29 protein-coding genes are annotated in these 26099 nt (G+C 62.7%); 13 read left to right on the top strand and 16 right to left on the bottom strand.

Annotation, left to right across the window (positions count from 1 at the left end):
• The 7 genes from AC16XC_RS12480 to AC16XC_RS12510 all read left to right on the top strand — a co-directional run.
• Positions 1 to 264 (top strand): hypothetical protein (locus AC16XC_RS12480; RefSeq protein ID WP_484034987.1); only part of this gene is annotated, 264 nt, incomplete at its 5' end.
• The gene (locus tag AC16XC_RS12485; RefSeq protein WP_484034988.1) at positions 261 to 2429 is read left to right on the top strand and encodes a PQQ-dependent dehydrogenase, methanol/ethanol family; all 2169 of its coding nucleotides are present in this window, start codon (positions 261 to 263) and stop codon (positions 2427 to 2429) included. The genes AC16XC_RS12480 and AC16XC_RS12485, both read left to right, overlap by 4 nt.
• A 4-nt stretch (positions 2430 to 2433) precedes the next feature.
• Positions 2434 to 4197, top strand: coding sequence for a DUF8021 domain-containing protein (locus AC16XC_RS12490; protein WP_484034989.1), 1764 nt, complete (start codon positions 2434 to 2436; stop codon positions 4195 to 4197).
• Positions 4194 to 5264, top strand: a complete 1071-nt coding sequence (locus tag AC16XC_RS12495; RefSeq protein WP_484034990.1) for a HupE/UreJ family protein — start codon at positions 4194 to 4196, stop codon at positions 5262 to 5264. Before AC16XC_RS12490 ends, AC16XC_RS12495 begins: the two co-directional genes overlap by 4 nt.
• An 11-nt stretch (positions 5265 to 5275) precedes the next feature.
• Positions 5276 to 6238, top strand: a complete 963-nt coding sequence (locus AC16XC_RS12500; RefSeq protein ID WP_484034991.1) for an MBL fold metallo-hydrolase — start codon at positions 5276 to 5278, stop codon at positions 6236 to 6238.
• Between the two features lie 94 nt (positions 6239 to 6332).
• Complete coding sequence (locus AC16XC_RS12505; protein ID WP_484034992.1) at positions 6333 to 7274, top strand: hypothetical protein; 942 nt, start codon at positions 6333 to 6335, stop codon at positions 7272 to 7274.
• 28 nt (positions 7275 to 7302) lie between these two features.
• Complete coding sequence (locus AC16XC_RS12510) at positions 7303 to 7746, top strand: hypothetical protein (RefSeq protein WP_484034993.1); 444 nt, start codon at positions 7303 to 7305, stop codon at positions 7744 to 7746.
• 19 nt (positions 7747 to 7765) lie between these two features.
• Here AC16XC_RS12510 and copD read toward each other — a convergent pair whose 3' ends face one another.
• The 3 genes from copD to AC16XC_RS12525 all read right to left on the bottom strand — a co-directional run bounded on the left by copD (position 7766) and on the right by AC16XC_RS12525 (position 9421).
• Entirely contained in the window at positions 7766 to 8698 is a 933-nt protein-coding gene (copD, locus tag AC16XC_RS12515) for a copper homeostasis membrane protein CopD (protein WP_484034994.1), read from the bottom strand.
• Positions 8699 to 9076, bottom strand: a complete 378-nt coding sequence (locus AC16XC_RS12520) for a copper resistance protein CopC (RefSeq protein ID WP_484034995.1) — start codon at positions 9074 to 9076, stop codon at positions 8699 to 8701.
• Positions 9077 to 9163: 87 nt separating this feature from the next.
• On the bottom strand, positions 9164 to 9421 hold the full coding sequence (locus AC16XC_RS12525) for a DUF5676 family membrane protein (RefSeq protein WP_484034996.1): 258 nt from the start codon (positions 9419 to 9421) through the stop codon (positions 9164 to 9166).
• 186 nt (positions 9422 to 9607) lie between these two features.
• Here AC16XC_RS12525 and AC16XC_RS12530 point away from each other — a divergent pair, with 186 nt between their 5' ends.
• Positions 9608 to 10051: a hypothetical protein gene (locus AC16XC_RS12530; protein ID WP_484034997.1), complete on the top strand. Its 444-nt coding sequence runs from the start codon at positions 9608 to 9610 to the stop codon at positions 10049 to 10051.
• Between the two features lie 293 nt (positions 10052 to 10344).
• On the opposite strand, the gene dhaK is transcribed toward AC16XC_RS12530, so the two are convergent.
• Genes dhaK through AC16XC_RS12550 form a run of 4 tightly spaced genes read right to left on the bottom strand, consistent with a single transcriptional unit; the run spans position 10345 to position 13649 of the window.
• Entirely contained in the window at positions 10345 to 11337 is a 993-nt protein-coding gene (gene dhaK / locus AC16XC_RS12535) for a dihydroxyacetone kinase subunit DhaK (RefSeq protein WP_484034998.1), read from the bottom strand.
• 34 nt (positions 11338 to 11371) lie between these two features.
• A complete protein-coding gene (gene dhaL / locus AC16XC_RS12540; RefSeq protein ID WP_484034999.1) occupies positions 11372 to 12034 on the bottom strand; it encodes a dihydroxyacetone kinase subunit DhaL in 663 nt (220 codons plus the stop codon).
• Positions 12035 to 12048: 14 nt separating this feature from the next.
• Positions 12049 to 12774, bottom strand: a complete 726-nt coding sequence (locus AC16XC_RS12545; RefSeq protein ID WP_484035000.1) for an HAD-IA family hydrolase — start codon at positions 12772 to 12774, stop codon at positions 12049 to 12051.
• A gap of 11 nt (positions 12775 to 12785) precedes the next feature.
• Positions 12786 to 13649: a class II fructose-bisphosphate aldolase gene (locus AC16XC_RS12550; RefSeq protein ID WP_484035001.1), complete on the bottom strand. Its 864-nt coding sequence runs from the start codon at positions 13647 to 13649 to the stop codon at positions 12786 to 12788.
• Positions 13650 to 13971: 322 nt separating this feature from the next.
• Here AC16XC_RS12550 and AC16XC_RS12555 point away from each other — a divergent pair, with 322 nt between their 5' ends.
• Both AC16XC_RS12555 and AC16XC_RS12560 read left to right on the top strand, forming a co-directional pair.
• Positions 13972 to 14445: a (2Fe-2S)-binding protein gene (locus AC16XC_RS12555; RefSeq protein WP_484035002.1), complete on the top strand. Its 474-nt coding sequence runs from the start codon at positions 13972 to 13974 to the stop codon at positions 14443 to 14445.
• Positions 14438 to 16663 (top strand): xanthine dehydrogenase family protein molybdopterin-binding subunit, encoded by a 2226-nt coding sequence (locus AC16XC_RS12560; protein ID WP_484035003.1) that lies wholly within the window; start codon positions 14438 to 14440, stop codon positions 16661 to 16663. Before AC16XC_RS12555 ends, AC16XC_RS12560 begins: the two co-directional genes overlap by 8 nt.
• Here the strand turns inward: AC16XC_RS12560 and AC16XC_RS12565 are convergent.
• On the bottom strand, positions 16660 to 17250 hold the full coding sequence (locus AC16XC_RS12565) for a nucleotidyltransferase family protein (RefSeq protein ID WP_484035004.1): 591 nt from the start codon (positions 17248 to 17250) through the stop codon (positions 16660 to 16662). The genes AC16XC_RS12560 and AC16XC_RS12565 overlap by 4 nt on opposite strands.
• Positions 17247 to 18083: an XdhC family protein gene (locus AC16XC_RS12570; RefSeq protein ID WP_484035005.1), complete on the bottom strand. Its 837-nt coding sequence runs from the start codon at positions 18081 to 18083 to the stop codon at positions 17247 to 17249. The genes AC16XC_RS12565 and AC16XC_RS12570 overlap by 4 nt, the downstream gene beginning before the upstream one ends.
• Before the next feature lie 149 nt (positions 18084 to 18232).
• Between AC16XC_RS12570 and AC16XC_RS12575 the strand changes: the two genes are divergently transcribed.
• A complete protein-coding gene (locus AC16XC_RS12575) occupies positions 18233 to 20185 on the top strand; it encodes a TIR domain-containing protein (protein ID WP_484035006.1) in 1953 nt (650 codons plus the stop codon).
• A gap of 13 nt (positions 20186 to 20198) precedes the next feature.
• Positions 20199 to 20453, top strand: a complete 255-nt coding sequence (locus AC16XC_RS12580) for a hypothetical protein (protein ID WP_484035007.1) — start codon at positions 20199 to 20201, stop codon at positions 20451 to 20453.
• 58 nt (positions 20454 to 20511) lie between these two features.
• On the opposite strand, the gene AC16XC_RS12585 is transcribed toward AC16XC_RS12580, so the two are convergent.
• From AC16XC_RS12585 to AC16XC_RS12615, 7 genes are read right to left on the bottom strand one after another with little or no spacing between them, the layout of a single operon-like run.
• Complete coding sequence (locus AC16XC_RS12585) at positions 20512 to 21438, bottom strand: ketopantoate reductase family protein (protein ID WP_484035008.1); 927 nt, start codon at positions 21436 to 21438, stop codon at positions 20512 to 20514.
• Between the two features lie 15 nt (positions 21439 to 21453).
• Entirely contained in the window at positions 21454 to 22323 is an 870-nt protein-coding gene (locus tag AC16XC_RS12590; protein WP_484035009.1) for a kinase, read from the bottom strand.
• Complete coding sequence (locus tag AC16XC_RS12595) at positions 22320 to 22859, bottom strand: NUDIX hydrolase (RefSeq protein ID WP_484035010.1); 540 nt, start codon at positions 22857 to 22859, stop codon at positions 22320 to 22322. Before AC16XC_RS12595 ends, AC16XC_RS12590 begins: the two co-directional genes overlap by 4 nt.
• On the bottom strand, positions 22856 to 23539 hold the full coding sequence (locus AC16XC_RS12600) for a TPM domain-containing protein (RefSeq protein WP_484035011.1): 684 nt from the start codon (positions 23537 to 23539) through the stop codon (positions 22856 to 22858). The genes AC16XC_RS12595 and AC16XC_RS12600 overlap by 4 nt, the downstream gene beginning before the upstream one ends.
• A 1-nt stretch (position 23540) precedes the next feature.
• Positions 23541 to 24317 (bottom strand): TPM domain-containing protein, encoded by a 777-nt coding sequence (locus AC16XC_RS12605; RefSeq protein ID WP_484035012.1) that lies wholly within the window; start codon positions 24315 to 24317, stop codon positions 23541 to 23543.
• A 47-nt stretch (positions 24318 to 24364) separates the two neighbouring features.
• Complete coding sequence (locus tag AC16XC_RS12610) at positions 24365 to 24859, bottom strand: TPM domain-containing protein (RefSeq protein WP_484035013.1); 495 nt, start codon at positions 24857 to 24859, stop codon at positions 24365 to 24367.
• Between the two features lie 49 nt (positions 24860 to 24908).
• Positions 24909 to 25526, bottom strand: coding sequence for a LemA family protein (locus tag AC16XC_RS12615; protein ID WP_484035014.1), 618 nt, complete (start codon positions 25524 to 25526; stop codon positions 24909 to 24911).
• A gap of 174 nt (positions 25527 to 25700) precedes the next feature.
• On the opposite strand from AC16XC_RS12615, the gene mscL reads away from it, so the two are divergent.
• A partial coding sequence (mscL, locus tag AC16XC_RS12620) for a large conductance mechanosensitive channel protein MscL (protein ID WP_484035015.1) occupies positions 25701 to 26099 on the top strand: 399 nt, incomplete at its 3' end.

The raw sequence follows: 26099 nt of genomic DNA on the forward strand, positions 1-26099 counted from the left end.
GGCCACGCTTCCTGTGCCTTTATCAGCGACGGCACGCAGCCGCTCGCGGCGCAGAGGAAAAATGCCGTCAGGGCGGATCGAAAGCGCATTCTGGTCCTCTTCCCACGGGAATATTCGTTCATTCCGAGCTTGCATCATATCTCCGCTTGCGCGACTTGGAAGCACAATCCGGACAAAGTCATGCAAAAATATGGGAAGCGCTTCACATTTCCGGACGCGCACGGCAAGAGAAGGGTCATGGGAGGCAATCGGGAACGAGGATGAGACAGCTTGCTGGTTTGGGGCGGATCGTGCCCGCCTTCCTTTTCATGAGCCTGGCGCTGGCGGCTTGCGCACTCGATCCCGATGCCGCCCCGGGGCCGGCACGAGCTTCCCAGCCGTCCGCACCCGCCGCTGTCGATGGCGCGGCGATGCGCGCGATCGATGCGCCCGAGAATGTCGGCGACTGGATGAGCTATGGCCGCGGTTGGGACGAGCAGCGCTACAGCCCGCTCGACCTGATCAATCAGGGCAATGTCGGCCAGCTTGGGCTCGCCTGGTACGCCGATCTCGGCACCTTCCGGGGAATCCAGGCCACGCCGCTGGTGATCGATGGCGTGCTCTACAACGCCTCGTCGTTCAACGTGATCACCGCCTATGACGCGAAGACCGGTCGGGAACTGTGGACCTACGATCCCAAGGTCGCGCGCGAATGGGCGCGGCTTGCGTGTTGCGGCCCATCCTCCCGCGGGATCGCGGCCTGGAACGGCAAGCTCTATATCGGCGCGCTAGACGGTCGGCTGATCGCGATCGACGCCAGGGATGGCCGCGAAGTCTGGTCCCGGCAGACCGTCGATCCCGACTGGGCCTATTCGATCACCGGCGCGCCGCGCGTGTTCGATGGCAAGGTGGTGATCGGCAATGGCGGCGCCGACTATGGCGTGCGCGGCTTCGTTACCGCCTTTGACGCGGAGACCGGGGAAAAGCTCTGGAAGTTCTACACGGTGCCCGGCAATCCGGCCGATGGCCCCGACGGCGAAGCATCCGACAGCGTCATGCCGATGGCGACACAGACCTGGACCGGTGAGTGGTGGAAGGGCGGCGGCGGGGGCACCGCATGGGATTCGATCGTCTACGATCCCGATCTCAACCTGGTCTATATCGGCACCGGCAACGGCAGCCCTCATATGCAGCATTTCCGTTCGCCCGGCGGCGGCGACAATTTGTTCCTGTGTTCTATCATCGCGGTCGATGCCGATAGCGGCAACTATCGCTGGCATTACCAGATGGTTCCGGCCGAAGAGTGGGACTACACCTGTACCCAGCCGATGATGCTGGCCGATCTCGAGATCGACGGGCGCACCCGCAAGGTCCTGATGCAGGCGCCGAAGAACGGCTTCTTCTACGTGCTCGATCGCGTCACCGGCAAGGTCATCTCGGGCAAGTCCTATGTGCCGAACACCTGGGCCAGCGGGCTCGATCCGGAAACCGGTCGGCCGCTCGTCTATCCCGAGGCGCGCAACACCCGCACCCCGCACCTGATGACGCCCGGCGCCTTCGCTTCGCATAGCTGGTACCCGATGGCGTATCATCCGAAGACCGGGCTGGTCTATTTCGCGGCGCAGGTGCAGGCCGATGTCATCTCGATCCTGCCCGACGACCAGTACCGATGGGTGCCGTTCCGCTCCAATAGCGGCCGCGACTACGCCAACCGGAGCGATCCCGAACTGGCCAGGAGACTGCAGGCCGAGGCAGACGCGATGGAAGCGGCCTTCCTGATCGCCTGGGACCCGGTGAACCAGCGCGAGGCCTGGCGCGTGAACTTTCCCTTCCCCGGTTCGGGCGGTGTGCTGGCAACGGCCGGAAACCTGCTGTTCGAAGGCACCACCAACAAGACTTTCGCTGCCTTCTCGCCGGACGACGGCAAGCTGTTGTGGGAGATGCCTGTCGACCAGATCCCGGTGGCAGGGCCGATCACCTACATGGTCGATGGCGAGCAATATGTCGCGGTCAACGCCGGCTGGCATGGCGCTCCGTCGCTCGGCGCTAGCAGGGTTCCCGGCGGCCTCAGGACTGCGCAGTCGCGGCTGCTGGTGTTCAAGCTCGGTGGTACCGCCAAACTGCCCCCGATGCCGCCGCCGCCTGCGCTGCCGCGGCCGCCGTTCCTGCGCGCGAGCGAAGCACAGGTGATCGAGGGTCGCGCGCTCTACGCCGAGACTTGTCGCTCCTGCCACGGCGACGATGCGCGCGGCGGCCTCAAGGACCTGCGCTACATGTCGTCCGAGACCCATGCCGAGTTCCTCGACATCGTGCTCGAGGGCACCCGCGCCGACAAGGGCATGGCGAGCTTCAAGGACCTGCTGTCCGAAAGCCAGGCCGAGGCGATCCACGCCTATCTGATTGCCCGGGCGAACGAAGACTGGGCAGACGACGCAACGCAGGAGAATTGACCCGATGCGCAGACTGAACCCGTTCATCGCGGCAATGGCCGCGATCCTCGCAACCCCGCTTGCCGCCCAGGCGCCGGGCGAGGATTCGGCCGTCCGGCTGCCGGATTGCGACCGGGCCTGCCTGCTGGGCCAGCTCGACGTCTTCATGACGGCGCTTGCCGCAGGGGATGCCAGCCAGCTGCCGCTGGCGGAAAGCGTCATGTTCACCGAGAACAACGTTCCGCTGGCGGTCGGCCAGGGCCTGTGGGCGACCGTCACCGCCGTCGACGAGGTCGGGCTGGAAGCCGCCGATCCTTCGACCGGCAATGCCGCCTGGTTCGGTTCCGCGCGCGAGAACGGCACGCCCGTGATCCTGGCCGCAAGGATTCACGTCTCGGGCGGCCTGATCGACGAAATCGAGACCGTGGTCCATCGCCGGACCGCGCTCCCCGCGCCGTTCGGCGATGTCGAGAACATGGTCCACGACAAGGAGTTCAACGAAATCCTCCCGCCCGAGCAGCGCCGCAGCCGCGAGCGCCTGCTGGCCGCGGCTGACACTTACTTCGATACTGTCGAGCGCAACGACGGGCAGGTGTTCGCCCACTTCACCGAAGATTGCGCGCGGCTGGAGAACGGCATCTCGACCACCGCTCCGCCCCCGGGCGGCGGCGGAGGCAATGCCGCCGCCATCGCCGCGGGCTGCCGCGAGCAATTCCTGCTCGGCATCTACCGGATCAACAAGCGCATCCGGCGCGACCATTTCATCGTCGATGAGGAGCGTGGCGTGGTCGTCAGCCGCGGATTCTTCGACCACGACAACGAAGTCGACCGCTACCTCCTGACCAATGGGCGCGAGATGCGGACCGCGCTCAAATGGCCCAATTCGATCAGCCTGATCGAGGCGTTCCGGATCAAGGGAGGAGCGATCCAGCGGATCGAGGCGGTTTTCACCTATGTCCCGTATTTCATGCACAACCCGTTCTGGGGGCCGGATGCGAGCCCGCCCGAACACGGCGCGCAGCCTAACACCTGCGACGCGGCCTGCCTCGAAGCCAATGCCCGTTCCGCGGTCGGGGCGATGGCCGGCAACCGATGGCAAGGCGTCAATTGGGCCGTAAAGGTCGGTTATGCCGAGAACAGCGTCGGTATCCGCGTCGGCGAGGGGATCTGGGCGACCGTGACCGCGGTCGATCCCGATCCGCTGGTGGTGAGCGACCCGCTCACCGGCAAGGCGGTGTGGATCGGGAGGATCGAGGAACACGGCCAGCCGGCCTGGGCGGCGATGACGGTCAGTGCCGCCGGCAGCGCGATCGGCGGGATCGATGCGCTGATCCGGCGCAAGGAATACGGCCCGCCCTATGTCGAGCCCGAAGCCGGAGCCGCGCCCGACTTTGCTCTCGTTCCGCCCGAGCGGCGCTCTTTGCGCAAGACGATCGAGGAATTGGGCGAAGGTTTCTATGCCGCGGTCAACGCCCGCAGCGGAGCGCCCGCAATCTTTACCGACGGCTGCCGCTGGCACGTCAACGGTCTCGACGTGGCCGATTGCATTTCGCCTTTCAGCGGACCTGGCCTGAATTCCATCGAGCAGATCCGCGACCGCGAAATCCTCGCCGTCGATGAAGCGCGCGGGCTGATCGTCTATCGTACCTTCGAAGACCTGCCGGCGCTTGGCGGGGGCTATCCGCTGACCTACCAGGTGGTCGAACTGATGAGTGTCGAGGACGGCAGGATCGCTTCGATCCACGCCTATACGTCCGAACTGCCGTTCGGGATGAAGCCGCACCAGTGATCCCCCGCGTCGCTGCGCTCCACTGGCTCGTGCTCCTGCTAGTGCTGCTGGCGCCGGCCGGGGCGTGGGCCCATCCGGCACCGTTCAGCTATCTCGATCTCGACCTCAAGGAGGATCGGATCGACGGCCTGCTGACCGTCCACGCGATCGATATCGCCCATGAGCTGGAACTGGCCGATCCGCAGCAGGCGCTCGACCAGCACCTGCTCGATGCGCGATTTGGCGAAATCACCCCGCTACTCGCAGGGCGGCTCAATATCGGCGGCGATCTGCCAGCCACATTGGAATGGACAGGGGCCAGGCCGCTGATCGAGAACGATGCGATCCAGCTGGCCTTTCGCATTCCCCACGAACCGCCCGGTTCGTTTTCGATCGCGCCGCAGCTGTTCCCTTACGATCCGCAGCACCAGACTTTCGTCAATGTCTATGAGCAGGGCGAATTGCGCCAGCAGATGATCTTTGCCGCCGGGGGCGAACCGCAAACCTATTATACCGGCAGCGCCCAAGGTGTCTGGGCAATCATCAAGGTCTTCGTGCCGACCGGCGCGCATCATATCCTGATCGGCCCCGACCATCTCCTGTTCCTGTTCGGATTGCTGCTGCTCGGCGGAAGCCTCTGGCAACTGGTGCGGATCGTCACCGCATTCACGATCGGCCATTCGATCACGCTCGGCCTCGCGGTTCTGGACATAGTCACCGTGCCCGGGTGGCTGGTCGAGCCGGCGATCGCGCTCACGATCATCGTCGTGGGCGCCGACAATCTCCTGCGCGGGGAAGGGCGCGACTTTCGCTTCTGGATGGCGCTGGGGTTCGGCCTGATCCACGGATTCGGCTTTGCCAGCGTCTTGCAGGAATTCGGACTTCCTCAATCTGCCCTTGGCTGGTCGCTGTTTTCGTTTAATGTCGGGGTCGAACTGGGGCAGCTCGCCGCCGTCGTGCCGCTGGCATTCCTGCTGGCAGGCATCAGGTGGTATCGGCCCCGATGGTCAAGGCGCGTCGAGCTCGGGGGATCGATCCTGGTCATCGGCGCAGGCGCCTTCTGGTTCGTCCAGCGGGTGTTCGTCTAGGGAGAGACAATATGAAGCGGTTCGCAGTGCTTTCAGCAATCGTGGCAGGCGGTATCACTGCGGCCACGGTCATGGCGCAGGGCCTGCCCGGCCCCGAACCGATCGAGAAGATCTCCGACAATCTCTACAAGATCTTTGGCGGCGGCGGAAACACCACCGTCTTTATTCGCGATGATGGTGTGGTGCTGGTCGACACCAAGGTGCCCGGCAATGGCGAAGCCATCCTTGCCGAGGTTCGCAAGGTCACCGACCTCCCGGTGACGCTGATCGTCAACACGCATTCGCATCCCGACCATCTCGGCAGCAATGCGTTCTTCCGAGAAAACGGTGCGACAGTGGATATCGTTACGCACAGGAATGCCGCAGCCTCGGCCAGTTCGGGGCCGTTCGCCAACCCGGCGGGCGCGGCGAACATCACCTATGACAAATTCGCTTCGCTCGGCACCGGGCGCAATCGGGTCGACCTCCATTATTTCGGCCCCGCGCACACCAATGGCGATACCTTCGTGGTCTTCCCGTCCGAACGGGCGATGGTTACGGGCGACGTGATGGCCTGGGACATGGGCGCGGTGATCGACACCGCCTCGGGCGGCAGCGCGCTTGAAATGCCGGCCACGCTCGACCGCGCGGTCCAGGCCTTTGAAGGTAATATCGACACAGTAATCGAAGGCCACGGCAAGGTCGACGACTGGCAGACCTTCCTCGGCTATGTCGGCTATACCCACAAGATCGTCGAGGTGGCGCGCAAGGGCGTGGCCGAAGGCCTCAACTATGTCGAAGCCTACGACAAATACTTCGCCACCGATCCCAGGATGAGCGCCTATACCGGCGAGAACCTGATGAAGGGCCTCGAATATGGTGGGACCCCCAAGACCCGCACGCTCAACAATCTGTTCATCGCGATGGAACAGCTCAAGGGCGTGCCCGTCCCGCTGACGATGATGGCTCCTCCACCGCCAGCCGCAAGCGAATAGGGGGAAGGGCGCGATGGTCACACGAAAAACCGGTTCCGCCCTTCTCGCCGCATTCTTGCTGGCTCTGGCCGGGCCTTCCCTCGCGCAACAGGACATGCCCCAGGTTGGCGTGCCGCCCGCTCCGCCCGAAGGCTGGACCGCCCCGCTTACCCCATGGGGCGATCCCGATTTCCGCGGGACTTATCCACTCGACCTCGGCCGCACGCCGATGCAGCGGCCCGAGCGGTTCGGCACGCGGGGCTGGTATACCGACGAGGAATACGAGCAGGCGGTCGAACAGGCCGAGTTCGTGGAAGGCGGCGCCGATCGGGAAGACCAGGCCAACAAGCTCGGTTCGGGCAACTGGTTCGAATATGGCCGGACCCTGCGCCAGACCTCGCTGATCGTCGAACCGGCAGATGGCCGGATCAAGATGAACGATGAGGGCCGCCGCCGCGCTGCGGGCATGAAAAGCAGCTGGTCGGAAGAAGTGTTCGAAAGCCGCGACGATTTCAATTCGCTCGATCACTGCATCACCCGCGGCCTGCCGGCCTCGATGATTCCGTTTCCCTACAATAATGGGCTGCGAATCTTCCAGTCGCCGGGCAAGGTGGTGATCAACCTCGAAATGATCCATGAGACGCGGGTGATCGACCTCACCCGCAAGGAACATCTGCCCGCGGAAATCACGCCCTGGTTGGGAGATTCGATCGGGCATTGGGAGGGCAACACGCTGGTGGTCGAGACCGCCAATTTCACTGGCGAGGCCCCGATGGTGATCGTCGGGCCGTCGAACCAGCCGATCCCGACCAGCAAGAGCATGAAGATCACCGAGCATTTCACGCTCTATGGCCCGGAACAGGTGTTCTACGAGGCCTGGATCGAGGATCCCGAAGTGCTTGCCGAGCCGTTCAAGATGGGCTTCCCGTGGCGGCGCGACGACAGCTACCAGCCGTTCGAATATGCCTGCCACGAGGGTAACACGCTGGTGAGGGCCTATATCGTCGCGACCAGCCCGCGCTTCGAGGAATACCGAAAGGCCAACGGCGGGAGTTGACCGGGAACATCGCGAGGAGAGGCAGGCGATGACCGAAGAAGGACAGAATGGCAATGCGGACCCATCCGCGCCCTGGCACCTGTGGGCAATTGGGGTGGTTGCGCTCTTGTGGTATGTTTCGGGTGCCTACACGATCCAGATGTCGCAACTCGGCCTGCGCGAAGGGCTGACGGCAGACGAAGTCGCCTATTATGCCGACAAGCCGGCCTGGCTGGTGGCGACCACCGCGATCGCAACCTATGGCTCGGTGATCGCTTCGATCCTGCTGCTGTTGCGCAACCGCTGGGCGGAGGCGGCTTTTGGCGTTGCGCTGGCGTTCATCCTGCTCAACAACATGGTCGAACTGGCGAACGGCACTTCGCGGATCTACGCCAACAATGTCGCTGCGACGGTCACGGCGATCATCGCGGTGATCGCGGCGCTGTTGTTTCTCTACGCCAGGGCGATGAAGCGGCGCGGGGTGCTGCGCTGAGCTAGGGCCGCTGACGGCCCTAAGCGGACGTTAGCGGCGCCGTCATACCAAGCCAGGCGACCACAGCCAGGATCAAGAGCGAAATGAGAAACTCGGCGGCAAGGCTCAGGCGTAGTGCAAGCAATGCCTTGCCAGTTTTTGCTTCACTTTCAATTGCGGAGTGCAGGGCCGGGGCCAGTAGCCAGCGATGTAATCCAGCAACGACAAGCATGCCTGCGAATAGCGCCAACTTGATTCCCAGGAGGAAGCCGTATTGGCTCCGCCACAATTCGGGCAGCGCTTCCCATCCCGTTATCAGCAACAGATTGATCAAGCCCGTCATCGCCACCAACAGCACAAGGACCGTGCCGAATGGCGAGAAGCCGCGCAGTGCATCGGCCAATTCGGATAGCTGGTCCGGTCTTCTCGATCTACCCTGCTTCCAGGCAGAGAGCATGAAGCCAACGATGGCTCCGATCCAGATTGCGGCAATCAGCAGGTGCAGTGCGTCATTGAGCCTGTGAAATGCACCCAAGGAGCCTTCCGTGACCGCTGCGTGTCCGCTCCCTGCAAGAGATCCAAGGGCCACGATGGCGAAGAGAGCGGCCACGTGCAGTCGCGAAGCTTGAATAGCCGGCAGAAGCAATGCCGCAACCGTCGCAGTGAGGGCTATCAAGCGAACCACAAATGCCCAGCCCAGACCAGTGCCGAATAGGATCGCATCGATCGAGCTGGCTTCGAGTTCGAGAATTGGCTGGCCCATCATGGTCCCGATTGAGACGAGCATCGTGGCAATTGCCAACAGTATGCCGATACCAGAGAGCCAGAAGTTTGCTGCTCGCGGCAATGTATTTCGAAAAATGTACTGCATTCGAGCGGGCCCGAAGGCGGACCAGCCCAAAAATCCTGTCAGCAGAATTAGATCGGCGTAGAGGCCGAAGCGCAGCAGGAGCTGGAGCGGGCTTTCCGACACTCAGCCGACGTCAAAGTGGACCGTTCCGCTCATGCGATGACCGTCTGCACCCGCTCCCTGCCAACGCGCCTCGTAGGTTCCTGCCTTCAGCTTGTTCTTGAGGTTGATGGTCAAGGTCTTGTTGCTGTTCGACCAGTTGGTTGTGAAGTTCTTGATCTCCAAATTGGCGTGATTTGCCATGCCCGGCATCGCAGTCATTATCAGTTGGGTAGAGGCGGTCGCGGGGATCATCGTTTCGCTGAAATTGAGTGTGATCTTGGTGACCGATTTGACAGTCGCGCCGTCTGCCGGTGTCGAGGTAGCCACTTGCGAATGGGCGAATGCCGTAGCCGGGATCGAGAGCGCAACCAATGCTGAGAGGAGGACGTGTCTGTTCATGGGCTAACTCCTTTGCCCTTATATTTCTGTAGGCCGATTAACAGGTTCAGAACCAGAGTTGCAATTGGTGGCGATGGGCCTGCATGATTAACCAAGCAGCCGATTATAGACTGCTGCGATTGCCCAAGCAGTGACTCCGGCTATGAGTGACCACGCCAGCAAGCCGTAAATGAACCCTGCCCAGCCGAGAAACCAAGCAGTTTGACCGAAGTCGGCATGGATCATGTAGTTGCTCATTCGCATCATGCCCATCGGCATCGAAAGGACAAACAAGCTGCAAATCGACCAGAAGGCCGCAAAAACTATGGCAGTAGCCAGCCCGAATTTGACTGAATTGATCTTCATGGTTCCTTCCCCTCTCTTTGCCTCATCCTTACCACAAACGAAGGCGTCCTGCATGAGTTGTTAGATCAATTGACGATTTGGGGCAGTCTGGCCGATCATAAAGGCTCGAGGGAGCGTCTACATCGCACGAACTAACTGCGTGGCACTGGTAGCCTTGGGTCGCCTCCCAACTCTAGGAGATATGTCATGAAGAAGATTCATATTGTTTCTCTGGCCGCACTTCTGGCGCTCTCGTCGTCACCAGCGCTGGCCCAGGCGCATGGCGGCCAGGATCATGCCAGATCGATGCACGACGCTAACACCGAACAAATGAGCCATCGCTTCGAACAAATGAGCACGCTCATGACCGAGGCTTCTGAAGCTCACGGTCAACATCGCATTGAGCTGATGCAGCAGCACATGCAGTTGATGCAAGAGCAGATGCAGGCGGTGCATTCGATGATGCAGGGGATGCACGGCATGATGGGCGGCAGGGACATGAGCGGTCAAGGTTCAGCAGATGGCGCGGCGTTGCCCAAGGACATGCAGGCTCGCATGGACATGATGCAGTCCCGGATGGACATGATGCAGATGATGATGGAGCAAATGCTCGATCAGCAAAGCATGATGCTGCAGCAACCAGGCGATTGACGAGCGACATCGAAACGGTCGGCTCAGAACCTGAGCAGGCAATGTCCGCCAACCACCCATAGCGGACTTTCCGTCTTCCTAATCCGGCCCAAGCTGCCAGTGTCCCGGCGGCTCTTTCGATCGTCGATTCACTCGTCCGGTTTCATTCCCTCCGGTTGGAACGGATTTCTTTTCCTGGACTGTGTTATCCTGTTATCCTCCGTTCAGGTTCGGGACCGCAGTCCGCTGCTGCGGCCATGGAAAAACGCCCCGGAGTTTCCCCCGGGGCGCCTTGGTGATCCTGCGAATTCGGATCAGAAGATGCGGCAGGCGGTGGTCGCCGGAGCTGCCAGCAGCTTCTCGAGTTCGTCGTCGAGCTTGAGCAGCGTCAGCGAGCAGCCGGCCATCTCGATGGCGGTGCAATATTCGCCGACATAGTTGCGGGCAATGGTGAGGCCGCGATCCGCGCATAGCTGGGCCGCCTTGTTGTAGATCACATAGAGTTCGGCCGGCGGGGTGCCGCCCAATCCGTTGATCATCAGCGCCACCCGGTCGCCCGAATTGTAGGGCAAATCGTTCGCCACCGCATCGAACAGCAGCTGGGTGATCTCGTCGGCCGGCTTGATCTTGGTCCGCTCGCGGCCCGGTTCGCCGTGGATGCCGACGCCGACTTCCATCTCGTCGGGCCCGATATCGAAGATCGGGTCGCCCTTGGCGGGCGGGATGCAGCTGGTAAGCGCGAGGCCCATCGTGCGGACGTTGTTGTTGACCTTGTCGGCAATGGCATGGACCGCGTCGAGATCGGCGCCGGCCTCGGCAGCGGCGCCGCAGGCCTTCATCACGAAGAAGTTGCCGGCCACGCCGCGGCGGCCGACGGTCCAGGTGCTGTCCTGCACCGCGACGTCGTCATTGATGATGAACTGCTTGAGCTTGACGCCTTCGGCCTCGGCCATTTCGCAGGCCATGTCCCAGGCCATGCGGTCGCCCTGGTAGTTGTTGACCAGCACCAGCACGCCGGCATCGGTCGCGACCGACTTGATCGTCTCGTAGCAGGCATCGACCGGCGGGGCGGCAAACACCGGGCCCTGGCAGGCGGCGGTCAGCATGCCGGGGCCAACGGCCATGACATGGGCCGGTTCGTGACCGGAGCCCGAGCCCTGCACGATCGCGACCTTGCCGGGATCGACATGCTTGCGCTTGATCAGCTGGAATTCCGGCATCGCTTCGAGCAGGTCCGGATTGGCGGCAATCACGCCGGCCATGAATTCCGGCACGAAGTTGGCGGGATCGTTGACAAATTTCTTCATGGGTAAGTCCTCTCCGTGAAATCAGCGATTAAGTTTAGCGGTTCAGCTCGGCGGCGGTGGGGCTGTAGTCCACACCGAAATGCCTGCACCAGTCGACGAGGATGGTGGCGATGCCGACAATGCCCGGATCGGGCGTATTGGCGCTGCGCGCACCGACCTGCGACGCACGGCCGCGATGCGCGACCAGCGAGCGGGTTTCATCGATTGCCCTATCGGCCTCGGCGGTCACCGCCGCGAGCACCGCGCCGAGATCGTCGCCGTCCATTTCCTGCAGCTTCTCCTGGATCGGCAGCAGCGCATCGAGCAGCGTCTTGTCGCCGCGCTGGGCACCGCCGCGGGCGACGATGCCGTCGATCGCGTTGCCGACCATCGCCTGCAACTGCTCGAAATCGACCTCCTGCAGGTCCTTCGAGGCCATTCCGGCCTTCATGAAGCCGGTGCCCCAGATCGGGCCCGAACTGCCACCGACATGCTTCGAGCAGAGCATGGCGATCTTGAGCAGCATCGCGCCGATGGCGGGCTTTTCCATCCCGGGCAATTCCTGCTTGATGACCTTGAAGCCGGTCGCGAGCGAAGTCCCGAAATCGCCATCCCCGGCGAGCCCGTCGAGATCCGAAAAATACTTTTCATTGCGGATCACGGTGTCGCAGGTGACGTCGATCGTCTCCACGATCCGGTCCAGTGAAATAGTTGCCATTCCAATCTTCTCCCTCAAGCCGCATGGCTCGCGGCAAGTTCGGCGAGGTCCGCCAGCGTCACCTGGACATCGGGTTCATCGCCCAATTCGGAAACGACTCTGTCGGCCTCGCGGAAATCTTCGTCCACGGTGTAAGTGCTGGTGGTGATAAGGCAAGGGAGTCCGGCACCCTTGGCCGCCAACAACCCGTTGCGGCTATCCTCGATCACCACGCATTCGTGAACCGGCAGGCCGAGCGATTGCTTGGCGAGTTCGTAGATTTCGGGGTCGGGCTTCTTCTTCGTAACCACATCCCCGGCGTGGACGAATTCGAAGCCCGCCTTGCGTTCGGGCCCGAACAGGTCGAGCACCGCATCGATGAATTTCGGGTTGGAGGTGGTGCACACGCCCAGCCTGACCCCTGCCGCCATGGCTTCGTCGATGATGCGCAGCACTCCTGGCCGCACGGGCAGCTCGGACACGATCTCGGACGTGATCCGCGTCTTGGTCTTGTGCAACTCGGCGATCAGTCCCTCCTTTCCGCCGAATTGGCCGAGCTTTTCCTCCGGCCAGCCGAATTCGTCGAAATAGGCTGTCATCCGTTCCTTGCCGCCGGCCACAAGCAGCAGCCGGGCGTAGAGCTCGACGCTCCACACGGCGTCGATCCCGAATTCCTCGAATGCCTTGTTGAAACCCACCCGATGGGCGTCGCGTTCGGTGTCGACGAGAACCCCGTCGCAATCGAATATCAGTGCCTTCATGTTCGGACCGCTCACGCCGCCTTTGCAAGGAATGGCTGGGCACGATCCTTGCCGCCGAACTTCTCGATGAAGCTTGCGAACAGCGACTTGCAGGCCTGGTATTGCGCGTCGATCACTCGCAGCGGCTCGTAATCGTCGGGGTTGCGCCGGTGATATTCGACGAAACTCTCGACGAAGACATGCTTGAGATTGGTCGAGATGTTCACCTTGGCGCTGCCGCGGGCAATCGCCTTCGCGAATGTCTCGTCGCTCAGCCCGGTTCCGCCGTGAAGCGCCATCGGCGTTCGCGTCAACTCGTTGATCGCAGCGATGCGGTCGAAATCGACCTTCGGCTCGCCCTTGTAATAGCCGTGGGCGGTGCCGACCGCGCAGGCGAATGCCGACAGGTCGAGCGCGTCGCAGAACCGTTTAGCGTCTTCCGGATCGGTCAGCACCGAGTCCGCTTCGTCAACAACCATGTCGTCTTCGACGCCCATGATCTGTCCCAGTTCGGCCTCCATCCCGACACCGTATCTTTCGGCAATCTCGCGGACTCTCAAGGATTCGGCGAGATTCTCTTCGAAGGGCAGCTCCGACGCATCGATCATGATCGAGGTCCAGCCCGAGCGCGCGCATTCCTCGATCATCGCGAGGTCCTTGCAGTGATCGAGATGGAGGACGACCGGCACGGGACTGTCTTCCGCGACGGTGCGGACCCAGCTGACGATTTCCTTGTGACTGAAATACTGGATGGTCTTCGCGCTGGTCTGGCAGATGACCGGAGCATTGAGACTCTCGGCTGCCTTCACCATTGCCTTGGTGGTGTTGTAGTCGACCAGGTTGAAGGCCGCGACCGCATAGCCGTTGTCCATCGCGTCGCGCAGCAACGGCTTCATGTTAACGAGTGGCAAATTTTCCTCCCATGGAAATTTTTACGGATCGGCCTGCTGCAGCCGATTCGTCAGCCCAGTGTTAGCCGCAAACCGGGCCGATTGTCTTGCTTCGCCCGCAATTCGTTGATTTTGTCCGATTATCTTGAGGACTTTGTGCGAGCGTTAAGCCTCTGCTAGTGTTTGGTCGAGAAAACTGGCGCAAATGTCCGGCTGGAATTGACTGTTCGCGGCAATATTGGGGACTTGCGCAGCCGGTTCAGATACCTAGTGTCGCAACCGCTACGGGCATCGCTGGGCCCTGTTTTTGGTTTCCGGGAGGATTTGCATGACCGTCAAGGTCTCTATCAACGGGGTAGAACGTGAGCTCGACGTGCCCGAGGACATGCCGCTGCTCTGGGCGCTGCGCAACGAGCTCGGCATGGTCGGCACCAAGTTCGGCTGTGGTATGGGATTGTGCGGCGCCTGCACTGTCCATGTCGATGGGGTTGCCACCCGCTCATGTTCGACCCCGATCGGCTCGATCGGCGATGCCAAGGTGACAACGATCGAAGCGCTCGAGCAAACCGAAATCGGCCAGGCGCTCCAGCAGAAATGGCTCGATGACGATGTCATGCAATGCGGTTATTGCCAGGCCGGGCAGCTGATGAACGCGACCGCGCTGCTCGAACGCAATCCCAATCCGAGCGACCGGCAGATCGAAGCGGCGATGAACGGCAATATCTGCCGCTGCGCCTGCTACAAGCGGATCCACAAGGCGATCGCTCAGGTTGCCGACGCGAGGAGCAAGGCCAATGCCTGAGGCAGTCATCGATCAAGGATTGTCGCGGCGGACCTTGCTCAAGGTCGGCGCGCTTGCGGGCGGAGGCTTCGCCATGAGCGCCACCTTGCCGATCGTCGCGCGGGCGGCGGCCGGCCAGACCGCGATGAGCCAGCTCAACGCATTTGTCAGCATCGCGCCTAACGGAACGATCACGATCATCGGCAAGAATCCGGAAATCGGGCAGGGCATCAAGACTTCGCTGCCGCAGATGATCGCGGAAGAACTCGATGCCGATTGGGACATGGTCTCGATCGAACAGGGCGACTTCGATTTCCAGAAATACGGGATGCAGCTGGCGGGCGGCAGTTTCGCGACGCCATTGAACTGGCTGCCGATGCGCCAGACCGGCGCCGCGGCGCGAGCGATGCTCCTGGAAGCGGCCTCGCTCAGGCTCGGAGTTCCCGCGCGCACCTTGACGACCGGCAAGAGCGTCATCACCGACCCGGCGAGCGGCCGCACTCTCACCTATGGCGAAGTGGCGAGCGATGCGGTGAATTCCAAGATTCCCGATCCGCGCAGCCTGACACTGAAGGACCAGAAGGACTTCACCATCATCGGCCGGGCGATCGGCGGGATCGACAGCCCGCGGGTCGTTACCGGCAAGCCGATCTTCGGGGTCGATACCCAGCTCGAAGGCATGGTCTATGCCGCCTATGAACGCTCACCCGTGTTCGGCGCCAAGCTTGCATCCGCCGATCTCGAGGCCGCCAAGGCCTCGCCCGGCGTGATCGATGCCTTCGTCCTCAAGGGCAATGACAATCCGGAGATGCTGGTCGACGGGGTTGCAATCCTGTCGAACAATTGGTGGCTCGCCAACAAGGCACGCGAGAAGCTTGCGATCGAGTGGGACAACGGCCAATGGGGTACCCATTCGAGCGAGGGCTATGAGGCCCAGGCCCAGGCGTTGTGGGCCGAAAAGCCCCACGGCACGATCGTCGCGCAGGGCGATGCCGACGCCGCGTTCGCCTCGGCGGCCAAGGTGATCGAAGCCGACTACCATTATCCCTTCCTCGCCCATGCACCGATGGAACCGCAGAATTGCACGGCCCTGTGCCATGCCGACGGCTCGGTCGAGATCTGGGCTCCCACGCAAAACCCGGCCGATGGCGTGGAGGGTGTCGCAAAGACCCTTGGTATCGGACAGGACAAGATAACGCTTCACATCACTCGGTCCGGCGGCGGCTTCGGACGACGCCTCACCAATGATTTCATGTCGCAGGCCGCGGCCATCGCGCAAAAGGTCCAGGGCACCCCGGTCCAGCTCATCTGGAGCCGCGAGGATGACACCCGTCACGATTTCTATCGCCCTGCTGGCTGGCATCGCCTGGGCGCGGCCCTCGACGGTGACGGCAACCTGGTTGGCTTTACCGATCACTTTGTGACCTTCAAACCTGCTGTCGAAGGAAATCCGTTCGATCCCGCGGGCATGACCGCAGGAGAATTCCCGGCGGGCTATGTCGACAATTTGAGCTTCGTCCAGAGCAAGATGGATACGCGCGTGCCGATGGGGGCGCTCCGGGCCCCGCGCTCGAACGGACTGGCCTTCGTCATGCAGGCTTTCCTCGACGAGGTGGCAGAAGCGCAAGGGCGCGACCTGCCGAGCCTCATGCTCGACCTCCTGGCCAAGGGAGAGGAACCGAGAATGCAGGCCGGTCCGTTCGGCCCGATGATGGGTTTCAGTCCCAAACGGGCGATGGGCACGATCCGCCGGGTCCTGGAGAATTCGGACTGGGCTGCGGGCGCCGCGGAGGGCCGCGGCAAGGGCTTTGGCTTCTATTTCAGCCATAGCGGCTATTTCGCGGAAGTGGTCGAAGCCAGCGTCAGCAATCGCGGGCAGGTTGCGGTTCATAATGTCTGGGTGGTGGGCGATGTGGGAAGCCAGATCGTCAATCCGTCGGGCGCGCACAACCAGGTCGAAGGCTCGATCATCGACGGCCTGGGCCAGGCGACCGGTCTTGCGGTGCATATCGCGGACGGAGCAGTCGTCCAGTCCAACTTCCACGATTATCCGTTACCGCGCATGCCGGTAACCCCGAATATCGAGGTGGACTTCCTGATCACCGATTTTCCGCCAACCGGTCTGGGCGAACCGGCCCTGCCGCCGGTGCTCGCCGCCCTGACCAACGCGATCTACAACGCGACGGGCAAGCGGGTCCGGAGGTTGCCGATCGACCGGGAGGCGCTGGCGACCGCCTAAAGCCGGTGTCGGGTCTCGAGCGCTGAAAGGTCGGCTTGAGTATCGATATCGACCAACTCGGACGGATCGACCCTGACCAGGGCCACATTCGTCGCTTCGTTGAGCAAGCCACCAGCTCCATGATCATGCGTGAGTCCGGCAAGCCTTGGAAACCAGTCAGCCGGGAAACAGGCGGGGATACCGGCCCTCCCGTCGTGATGTTCAACCGCCGCAGGCCGCTCCGGCGAGCAGTTCTCGACGAGCTTGCTCAAGGTCCCAGAGGATACCTGGGGCATGTCGGCCAACAACAGGAGCAGCGCCTCCGCTCCGGCTGCTGAAGCTTGCATGGCAGCCAGCGCGACCGAAGTTCCAAGCCCTTCATCGGCACGCTTGTTCCTTAGCAGTTGGGCTTCGCCGCAGGCGAGGGCCTCCGAGGCGAATTCGGGCGGAGGACACGCGACAACTATCTTCGGCAATCCCAAGGGCAGGGCCGCTTCCACGGCATAGCTGCCGAGGCGCTTTCCGGCGAGGTTCGCATCGAGCTTGCCTCCGCCGAAGCGATCAGCCTTGCCCGCGGCCAGGATTGCGATGGCAAGCTTGTGCTTCATCGGTGGGGATGGAGCTCTTCATAGGCTCCGACCACATCGGCCAGCACGGAAAGGGCCAGCACCTGTGAATCCCTGGCATGCGGGATCAAGCCGATCGGACTATGGATGCGCGCAATGGCCTTCTGGCCATGCCGGGCTGCCTGCAGCCGTTCGATCCGCTCCTCGCGTGCCGCCGCGCCGCCTTGCGCACCGATATAGAACGCCTCGGTCCCCAACGCCCAATCGAGCAGGGCGTGCTCCCACTCATGATCGTGGAACAGCAGCAAGACTGCCGTCCATGGATCGGCGCGCAGATCGCGCGGCACCTGGTTGAGCGCCAGGCCATTGCCGGCCTCGCGGCGCTCGATTTCGACGCCTTGCGCCCTTGCCAGCCGTTCGAGTGCTTCGCATTCCGATCCGGAGCCCAGCACCAGCATTCTCAGGCTGGGAACGTAACGGCGGATATCCAGCATGCCCGTGCCCGATTGCAGGACGAGTTGCGCAGGGCGGCGCGCTCCAAGTTCGGCTACGCAGTCCTGCAGCGCGGCGCGGTCGGGCGCCGGATCGACCAATATGTCGAGGCCCGAACCGCAGGGCAGGCGAAAGTCGATGAAGGGAGAGCCCTGGCCATAACGCAGCACTCGGGAAGAACCTTCGGCCCGGGCAATCTCGGCCTGCTTTGCCAGTTCGGCATGGAGGCAATTATCCGCCAGGTCGCCCGCCAGGCTGCGGTCTCGCCCTGCAGCGAGCTGCGCCCCCAACCGTCGCGAAAAGCTGCCTTCGATGCCGACGATCGTGCACAGCGCCGCCTCATTCGCCGCGGCAAAATTCAGGGCGTCGTGATCGTTGGGCATTGGCTTCGTTACCTTCGCGCATCGCTTAGCGGCATGGAAGGCTTGTAACCACCCGCAATTCCATCGCCGTCGGCCCTGTGGGCTTGTGAGCGTGATCTCAAAGGCATAGCATTGGTCTTCGCTGGTCCCTGCGGGATATTGGCCGACCAATGACGGACGGGAACGAAACTGATGGCAAGGGCGGCCCGACCGCCCCGATCTTCGTTTCCTACAACCATGCCGATCGCAAGGTGGCCGCAAAGGTCGTCGAGTTGCTCGAGGTGTCGGGTTTCTCGGTCTGGTGGGACGACCATATCGAGCCGGGCGAGCGCTTCCAGCACATCACCGAGCAGGCACTTGAGAATGCGCCGGCAATCGTGGTCCTGTGGTCAAAGAACTCGGTTCCCTCACCCTGGGTCCAGGATGAGGCGACGCGCGGGCGGGAACGGCAATGCCTGGTCCCGGTATCGATCGACGGAAGCCATCCGCCGCTCGGGTTTCGGCAGTTCCAGTATATTTCCTTGCCGCTGTCGAAAATGCGCCCGGGAACGTCGGAAGCGGAACAGCTCGTGCGCAGGGTGTCCACCATGGCGGCGAGGGACAATGCCAGGCCAATGCGGCGCAAGCCGGCCTTCGCGTTCGATCGGCGTATGGTGCTCCTCGGAGGCGGAGCCATCACGGCGCTCGGCCTGGGCGCCATCGCCTGGAGGGGCGGTATGTCGGGCAGCAAGCCTGCGGATGGCAGCCTGGCCGTCCTGCCTTTCGCCAATATCAGCGGGGACGCGGAGCAGGACTATTTTGCCGAAGGGCTGTCGGAGGAATTGCGCGCGACCCTCAGCCTCAATCGCCAGCTGTCCGTTGCCGCCAAGACGTCGTCCAACAGCTTTCGCGGCAGGTCGGCGTCGGCGCCCGAGATTTCTAGGAAGCTTGGCGTCCGCTACCTGCTCGACGGGACCGTCAGGCGCTCGAGCGAAATTGTTCGTGTGACCGCGCAATTGATCGATGGCGAGTCCGGGTTCGAGGAGTGGTCGGACCGGTTCGAGCGCCCGATGGCCGACATTTTCGAAGTGCAGTCCGAGATTTCGTATCTTGTCGCCGATGCGCTTGTTTCCCGCCTGTCGGAGAGTGGCTCGGGCGAGTTTATGCGGATTGGCGGGACCAGCAATCCTGCCGCCTACGATGCCTACCTGCTTGGGTCGGCGACCTATGCGTCCGCTGTCGACGAGGAGAGCGACCGCAAGGCGCTGGCCCAATTCGACCGCGCGATCGGGCTCGATCCGGACTATGCCGCGGCGCACGCCGCGCGCTCGCGATCGCTGACATTCATCGCCAACAACTACCTGATGGGCAGCGAACTCTCGGACTATTATGACCGTTCGATCGATGCCGCGAGAAAGGCGATCCAGCTTGCCCCCGGTCTGGCCGAGGCGCAGGCAGCGCTTGGCTATACGCTGTTTCGCGGGCGACTGGACGTGGCAGCAGCCACCGACCCATACGAACGCTCCTTCGAGCTCGGTTTCGGCGACGCCGATATCCTGTCCGGCTACGCCAATTTTGCCGGGCGGACAGGAGACTTCGAATCCGCCCGCAAGGCGATCGCGCGGGCCAAGCAACTCGATCCGCTCAATCCGGCGGTGTTTCGCGATGCTGGCGTGATCGAATATGGAGCCAGGAACTTCGATGCGGCAATTGCCGAGTTTCGCTCGGCGTTGGCCCTCAACCCAGGCCTTTCCGGCGTCCATCATATCCTTGGCGATATCGCCTATGTCCGGGGCGATATCGAAGCGGCGAGGGAGAGCTACACCAGGGAACCATGGCTACTAGGCCGGACGACCGGCATTGCCCAGATCGCGAACAGGCAGGGAGATCGCGAGGCTGCGGAAGAAGCGCTGGCAAGGGTTATCGGCGAGTTTGGCGAGAACAGCCTCTACCAGCAGGCGCAAATTCAGGCGCAGCGCGGCGAAACGGACCTTGCCCTGTCGCTGCTGGAGCGCGCCTATACGATCGGGGATGCGGGGATGGTCCAGTCGCGCAACGATCCCATGCTCGATCCGCTGAGGAATCTGCCCCGATTTGCAGAAATGTTGCACAAAATGGGATTTTCGTTACCTTCGGGCGCCTAAGGGGAGAAATATCATGCGCAAAGTTCTAACTGTTGCTGCCACTTCCATGTTCGCATTGGCGCTTGCTGCCTGCAGCAGCGATGCCGCCGAAGAGGCTCCGGTCGCCGAAGAACCGGTTGCCGAGGAAGCTGTCGCCGACGATTCGGCGATGGGCGAAGAAGCGGCCATGGAAGGCGAAGAGGCCACCGATGGCGAAGCGGCCGCCGACGGCGACGAAGCGGGCGATGACCGCGGCCTCGGCGGAGATCGCACGACCGGCGGCAATTAGGCCGGACCGCATCACGCAAGATTGACGGCGCGTCCGCTGGGCGCGCCGTTTTCCTTGGCTAGTCGCTCTCGGCGATCTTGGCCTCTTCCAGCTTCACCAGCCGCCAGAGCGTTTCCATCAGCGGCGCTTCGATGCCTGCCGCCTTGGCCGCTGCGACGATCGCGCCGTTGATGGCATCCACCTCGGTCCGCCGGCCAGCCTTGATGTCCTGCAGCATCGAGGCCTCGTGATCGGCATGGTCGACCCGCGAGACCATGGTCAGGTCGTGGATCGGCTTTGCATCGATCGGGAAACCACAGGCATTGGCGACCGCGACCCCTTCCTCGACCAGTTCGTGGATCATTTCGACGCTTTCCCGATGCCTGCCGAGAAAGCCGGGCGTGCGGCGCGTCAACGCGCAAAGCGGGTTCATGGTCGCGTTGAAAATGGCCTTTTCCCAAATGGCTTCGTGGATCCTGGGCTCCAGGGATGCCTGCATCCCCCCCCGTTCGAGCGCTTCGACAACCCTGGCTGCGAAGCCCTCATCCTTGGTGAATGCGGGATAGATCCGCGATCCGCCTTCGCCCATCGAGCGGACCTTGCCCGGACCGAGCAGGTCCGCCGGCAGCGATGCGATCCCGACCAGGACTTTGTCGCGTGCGATCCGTTCGGCGACGCGTTCGGCATTGCCGAGTCCATTCTGCAGGGTCAGGACATGGGTGTCCGGACCAATCAGGTGCGCCGCGCCGATCAGTGCGTCCCGCGTGTGGAACACCTTGGTGAACAGCAGGACGAGGTCGGCCGTGCCGCGCGCGCCTTCGGGATGGTGCGCGGGCAGCCGCAGGGTCTCGCGCCCGGCGCGGGTTTCGAGGTCGAGGCCGTTCTGATTGATCGCGGCGATATGCTCGCGATTAACGTCGACCAGCTCGACCTCGCAGCCTCCGCGATGGAACGCGGCCGCGTAAAGGCACCCCATAGCACCGGCCCCGACGACAAAAACCTTCATGGCAGCTCCGCGATCCTAACCCTTGGCGAGCGAATAGCCGAAATCGGCGGTCCGCCGGAAGAGCATGTCGGCACGTTCCGGCATCGCGGCCCACAAGGCGCGCGTATAGCGCTCGTAATGCTGCACGAAGCGGGTGATCGCCTTCCTGTCCATTTTCCGGTGCTCTTCGCTGTTCGGCAGGCCCTGCTCCTGCCGCAGCCGTGAATCGATCACTGTTTCGAGATCGGGCAGCTCGATCGATACGAGCAGGTCGAGCTCCTGCCAGATAGTTTCGTAATCTTCGCGAAGCGTCGCTAGCGACCATGCGAACCAGCTTCCGTTCGGATCTTCATCGCGCTCGAGCTGGTTGATGGGTCGCTCCCACTCGGGCACGTCCATCGCCAGCAATCCGACGCACCACCCCTCGAGCAGGATCACATCGGGCCGTCCTGCGAATTGGGGCCAGGCCTCGCGCGGCAGCCGATCGTCGCTGAGCTTGTCGAATGCGGGAAGGGAGGTCCTTGTATCCGGACCGGCAGTTCTGAGCGCCTCGATCACCTCCGCCAGGGTCTGAACATCGTGGGTGCCAGGGACGCCACGGGTGACACAAAGCGGATGGATATTGCGCTCGAGGAGAAACCGCGGGGGCCGTCCGAGATAGAAATCGTCGAGCGACAGCAGGACTGCGCGCAGTCCGTGGACGCGCGCCAATGCCAGCTCGACAAGCTTCGCAATGGTGGACTTGCCCGATCCTTGCGCGCCGTTGATGCCGACGAAGGGGATGTTGCCCGGCGGCAACCGGGCAATCCGCTCGGCGATCAGGCTGGCCGCTTCGATCGAGGACGGGTTCGCCTCGATAGTTTCAGGAACTGCCGATCGCAGGTCTTCTTCCTGCGCCTGCCTCATTGCGCCGGCACAATGCCGTCGAGCAGCATCAACAGCCGCACATCGATGCCGACCCCGCGCTTGCGAAACCGGGCGATTTCCTCATGGATGCTGGCGAGCGGCACTCGGTGGACGGTGATGTCTTCGCCGCCGGTCCCGCCGCCGCTGCCAACCCTGGTGAGGCCGGTCGCCCTGAGCAGGGTGAAGCTCTCGCTGACCATGCCGGGCGAAGAGTAATATTCGCCCAGATCCTCCCAATGCTCGGCCCGGTAGCCGGTTTCTTCCTCGAGCTCGCGCTTGGCGGCGGCGAGCGTCTGTTCGCCATTTTCGCTCTCGTCGTCGCCGACCAGTCCCGCGGGAAGCTCGAGACAGGAACGCCCCAGCGGGATGCGGTATTGCTCCACAAGGATGATGTCGCCGCCATCGATCGGCAGGATCACTGCAGCGCGGATATTATTGGAACGGCTGACATATTCCCAGCGACCGCGCTGCTTCGCGGTGATGAAGCGCCCCTGCCAGCGGATCTTCTCGGGTGCGTTCGCGTCGGGGTCGGTCATATCTCGATCAGTCGGTCGGGCAACTCGTTCTGATCGTTTTCTACGCGCGGAAAATGTTCTGCAAGCACCTTGCCGACTTCACCCACAGCGGCGATCATCCCGTCGGCAATCCGGCCTTGCCCGATTTCGCGCAGCATGGTTTCCATAGCGTGCCCCCAGACGTCCGGATCGACTTTCTCGGCGATCGACTGGTCGGCAAGAATCTCGGCCCGATGCTCGCGCATCGAGAGGAAGATCAGGACGCCGGTGCGTCCATGCGTGCGGCGTTCGGCCCCGACCTTGAAGAAATTGACCGCCTTGGCATGCGCCCGCGCGGTCTTGATCGGGCCGGGGATGAGGAAGTACTTCACTGCCGGGATCAGCTGGAACAGCAACACGCCGATGAATTTTGCGACGCCCAGCGCCAGCGCGATGCCCAGCACTTCGCGGGTGGTCCATTCGCTCTGCCAATTGCCCAGCAGCCGGTCGATCCTGGCAAGATAGAATTCGGGGATCGCCGCGTAGATCACCATCGCGGCAAAGGCCGCCCCCAGCGCCCAGCACAGCGCCACATCGGTATAGCCGTCCGACCGATCCGCGACGACGGTCACGATCTCGCCGGCGGTGTGGGATTCAGCCAGCGCGACCGCATCGGAAACGCGCTTGTGTTCTTCTGCGGTGAGATAGACCGGTGTGCTCATGTTACCAGCTCCCCGAGGCGCCGCCGCCCCCGAAACTGCCGCCTCCGCCGGAGAAGCCACCGCCGCCGCCAAACCCGCCTCCACCCCAGCCGGACGAACCCTTATGCCCTCCCGTGGCGGCCTTCATCGCTTCCCACAGGATGATGTTGGCCACCGCTTCGCCCACGCCGCTGCCCCTGCGCCGCTTGCCGCCGCGCGTCGCGGCGATGATCGGGATGACGAAGAACAGCAGGAACATGATGAAGAAGATCGTCCCGCCGATTGCGTTGCGGGCATCGTCGCTACCCTGGCTCTGCCCGGCTTCGGAGGCGATCCTTTGCGCCTCGTCGGGCGGCAACTGCAACTGGGCAATCAGGGCGTCGGTTCCGGCGACGATGCCGCCGGGCATATCGCCTTCCTTGAAGCGCGGGACGATCTGCTGGTTGATGATCAGATGCGAGAGCCCGTCGGTAACGATCGGCTCGAGGCCATAGCCGACTTCGATCCTGACCTTGCGCTCGTTGGGCGCGACCAGCAGCATGATCCCGTCATTGCGCTCGGCGTCGCCGAGGCCCCAGTGACGGCCGAGCTGGTAGCCGTAGTCGGAAATCTCGTAACCCTGGAGGTCGGGGACCGTCGCCACCACCAACTGGCGCTGGGACTGGGTCTCCAGCGCTTCGAGCTTCGCGGCCAGTTGCGCTTCGGTGTCGTCCGGAATGATGCTCGCGGCATCGACCACCCGCCCGGTGAGTTCGGGGAACTGTGGCTGCGCGGCGGCTGGTGCTGCGAATACTAGCATCGCGGCCACAATGACTACTGCGAGTCTCTGAAAAATCGGAGTACCGCTCACATCATCCTCTCGCGCGTCATCCGGTTTAGTCGCCTTGCGCCCAATTCGGTGCCTTCCGGTATGTTGCCTTGCCTGAACAGCGGCAGCATCTCGTCGATTACCAGCATACAATCCTCGTCGGGAAGCGTTTCCTCGAGGCCCAATCCGACAGCAATTCGTACCTTGCGTTCGTTCGGTGCGACAAGCAGTAGCAGTCCGTCATCGCGTTCGGCGTCTCCCAGTCCCCATAGATTGCCCAGGTCGCGGGCATATTTCTCGATCTCTTCGCCGTTGAGATTGGGTGTGGAAGCGATCACGAGCTGCACCTTCGTGGCAGCCTCTAGCTCCTCGCTCAATTTGACCAGTCGCGCTTCGACTTCGTCAGGAAAAATGTCAGCGGCGTCGACAACGCGACCCGTGAGTTCAAGCTGAGGCGCATCGGCAAGCTCGGCGACCGGTTCAGCCAACCCAGCGTCGCAAGACCCCAAAGGGATCGAGGCTGCGAGGAACAAGGGGGCGAGCAGTTGCCGCAAGGTCACATGCCTCGCCCCCGATTCTCGATCAGATCTGCCCCTCGAGGCTCGGCGCAACTTCCGCGCCTTCGGTGACCGCCTCATAGGGCACCATCGGTTCCGCGCCGTAAATCACCTTGGCGCCGATCGCGTCGGGGAAAGTACGGATCGTGGTGTTATATTGGCGAACTGCCTCGTTATAGTCGCGGATCGCGACCCGGATGCGGCTTTCCTGGCCTTCGAGCTGGCTTTGCAGCATCTGGTAATTGGTGATGCTCTGGAGCTCTGGATAGGCTTCGACATTGGCGAGCAGCCGGCCGAAGCCGGCGAGCGAGCCGGACAGCTGGTTCTGGGCGGCCTGGAATTCCGCCATCTTTTCGGGATTGGTCAGGTCATCGGCGGACAGCTGGATGCTGGTGGCCTTGGCGCGAGCCTCGACCACGCCGGTGAGGATGCCGCCTTCCTGTTCGGCGGCTCCTTGGGCGACCGAGGCAAGGTTGGGGATGAGGTTGGCGCGCTGTTGGAACGCGGCCTCGACATCGGCCCACTTGGCCTTGGCATTCTCTTCCGCGGTCGGAACGCTATTGATCCCGCAGGAGGCGAGCCCGATGGCAGCGACCGCGGCGAAGGCGAAGCGCCCGATGCGGGCGAAAGGCGAAGCATGCATAATGCGAAATCCCTCTCAATAGCGGCGGTTATGTGGCCGCCTCACGGATCGGTAAATAGAGATGATATGCGTCATTTCAAGGTGTGTTAGCGAACTATCGCACCCGATCGGGTTTGCAGCCGGGAATGTTTCTTGGCACTATCCGCGAAGGATCAATCGAGGAGGATTTTGGCCATGCTCAGCGAGTTCAAGGCATTCATCGCCAAGGGCAATGTGATCGATCTGGCGGTGGCGGTGATCATCGGCGGTGCCTTCGGCACAATTGTCGCTTCGCTCACCGGCGACGTGATCATGCCGATCGTCGGGCTGGTCTTCGGCAATGTCGATTTTTCGAACAATTATATCGTGCTCAGCGGGGAGGTCGCGCCTGGTACCAGCCTGGCTGCGGCGCGCGAGGCGGGAGCGAACGTGCTCGCCTTGGGAAGCTTCATCTCCACCGTTATCAACTTCGTGATCCTCGCCTTCGTCATCTTCCTGATGGTGCGATATGCCAACAGGCTGATGCAGAAGCAGGAAGAAGCAGCGCCGCCCGCCGGACCGACCGAAGTCGAGCTGCTCACGGAAATCCGGGAT

Source organism: Candidatus Andeanibacterium sp. (assembly GCF_057143545.1).

Coding starts and splice junctions, on each gene's coding strand:
- AC16XC_RS12485 (WP_484034988.1), top strand. CDS start 261: ATGAGACAGCTTGCTGGTTTGGGGCGGATCGTGCCCGCCTTCCTTTTC.
- AC16XC_RS12490 (WP_484034989.1), top strand. CDS start 2,434: ATGCGCAGACTGAACCCGTTCATCGCGGCAATGGCCGCGATCCTCGCA.
- AC16XC_RS12500 (WP_484034991.1), top strand. CDS start 5,276: ATGAAGCGGTTCGCAGTGCTTTCAGCAATCGTGGCAGGCGGTATCACT.
- AC16XC_RS12505 (WP_484034992.1), top strand. CDS start 6,333: ATGCCCCAGGTTGGCGTGCCGCCCGCTCCGCCCGAAGGCTGGACCGCC.
- AC16XC_RS12510 (WP_484034993.1), top strand. CDS start 7,303: ATGACCGAAGAAGGACAGAATGGCAATGCGGACCCATCCGCGCCCTGG.
- AC16XC_RS12520 (WP_484034995.1), bottom strand. CDS start 9,076: ATGAACAGACACGTCCTCCTCTCAGCATTGGTTGCGCTCTCGATCCCG.
- AC16XC_RS12525 (WP_484034996.1), bottom strand. CDS start 9,421: ATGAAGATCAATTCAGTCAAATTCGGGCTGGCTACTGCCATAGTTTTT.
- AC16XC_RS12530 (WP_484034997.1), top strand. CDS start 9,608: ATGAAGAAGATTCATATTGTTTCTCTGGCCGCACTTCTGGCGCTCTCG.
- dhaK (WP_484034998.1), bottom strand. CDS start 11,337: ATGAAGAAATTTGTCAACGATCCCGCCAACTTCGTGCCGGAATTCATG.
- dhaL (WP_484034999.1), bottom strand. CDS start 12,034: ATGGCAACTATTTCACTGGACCGGATCGTGGAGACGATCGACGTCACC.
- AC16XC_RS12545 (WP_484035000.1), bottom strand. CDS start 12,774: ATGAAGGCACTGATATTCGATTGCGACGGGGTTCTCGTCGACACCGAA.
- AC16XC_RS12550 (WP_484035001.1), bottom strand. CDS start 13,649: ATGAAGCCGTTGCTGCGCGACGCGATGGACAACGGCTATGCGGTCGCG.
- AC16XC_RS12555 (WP_484035002.1), top strand. CDS start 13,972: ATGACCGTCAAGGTCTCTATCAACGGGGTAGAACGTGAGCTCGACGTG.
- AC16XC_RS12560 (WP_484035003.1), top strand. CDS start 14,438: ATGCCTGAGGCAGTCATCGATCAAGGATTGTCGCGGCGGACCTTGCTC.
- AC16XC_RS12565 (WP_484035004.1), bottom strand. CDS start 17,250: ATGAAGCACAAGCTTGCCATCGCAATCCTGGCCGCGGGCAAGGCTGAT.
- AC16XC_RS12570 (WP_484035005.1), bottom strand. CDS start 18,083: ATGCCCAACGATCACGACGCCCTGAATTTTGCCGCGGCGAATGAGGCG.
- AC16XC_RS12575 (WP_484035006.1), top strand. CDS start 18,233: ATGACGGACGGGAACGAAACTGATGGCAAGGGCGGCCCGACCGCCCCG.
- AC16XC_RS12580 (WP_484035007.1), top strand. CDS start 20,199: ATGCGCAAAGTTCTAACTGTTGCTGCCACTTCCATGTTCGCATTGGCG.
- AC16XC_RS12585 (WP_484035008.1), bottom strand. CDS start 21,438: ATGAAGGTTTTTGTCGTCGGGGCCGGTGCTATGGGGTGCCTTTACGCG.
- AC16XC_RS12590 (WP_484035009.1), bottom strand. CDS start 22,323: ATGAGGCAGGCGCAGGAAGAAGACCTGCGATCGGCAGTTCCTGAAACT.
- AC16XC_RS12595 (WP_484035010.1), bottom strand. CDS start 22,859: ATGACCGACCCCGACGCGAACGCACCCGAGAAGATCCGCTGGCAGGGG.
- AC16XC_RS12600 (WP_484035011.1), bottom strand. CDS start 23,539: ATGAGCACACCGGTCTATCTCACCGCAGAAGAACACAAGCGCGTTTCC.
- AC16XC_RS12605 (WP_484035012.1), bottom strand. CDS start 24,317: ATGCTAGTATTCGCAGCACCAGCCGCCGCGCAGCCACAGTTCCCCGAA.
- AC16XC_RS12615 (WP_484035014.1), bottom strand. CDS start 25,526: ATGCATGCTTCGCCTTTCGCCCGCATCGGGCGCTTCGCCTTCGCCGCG.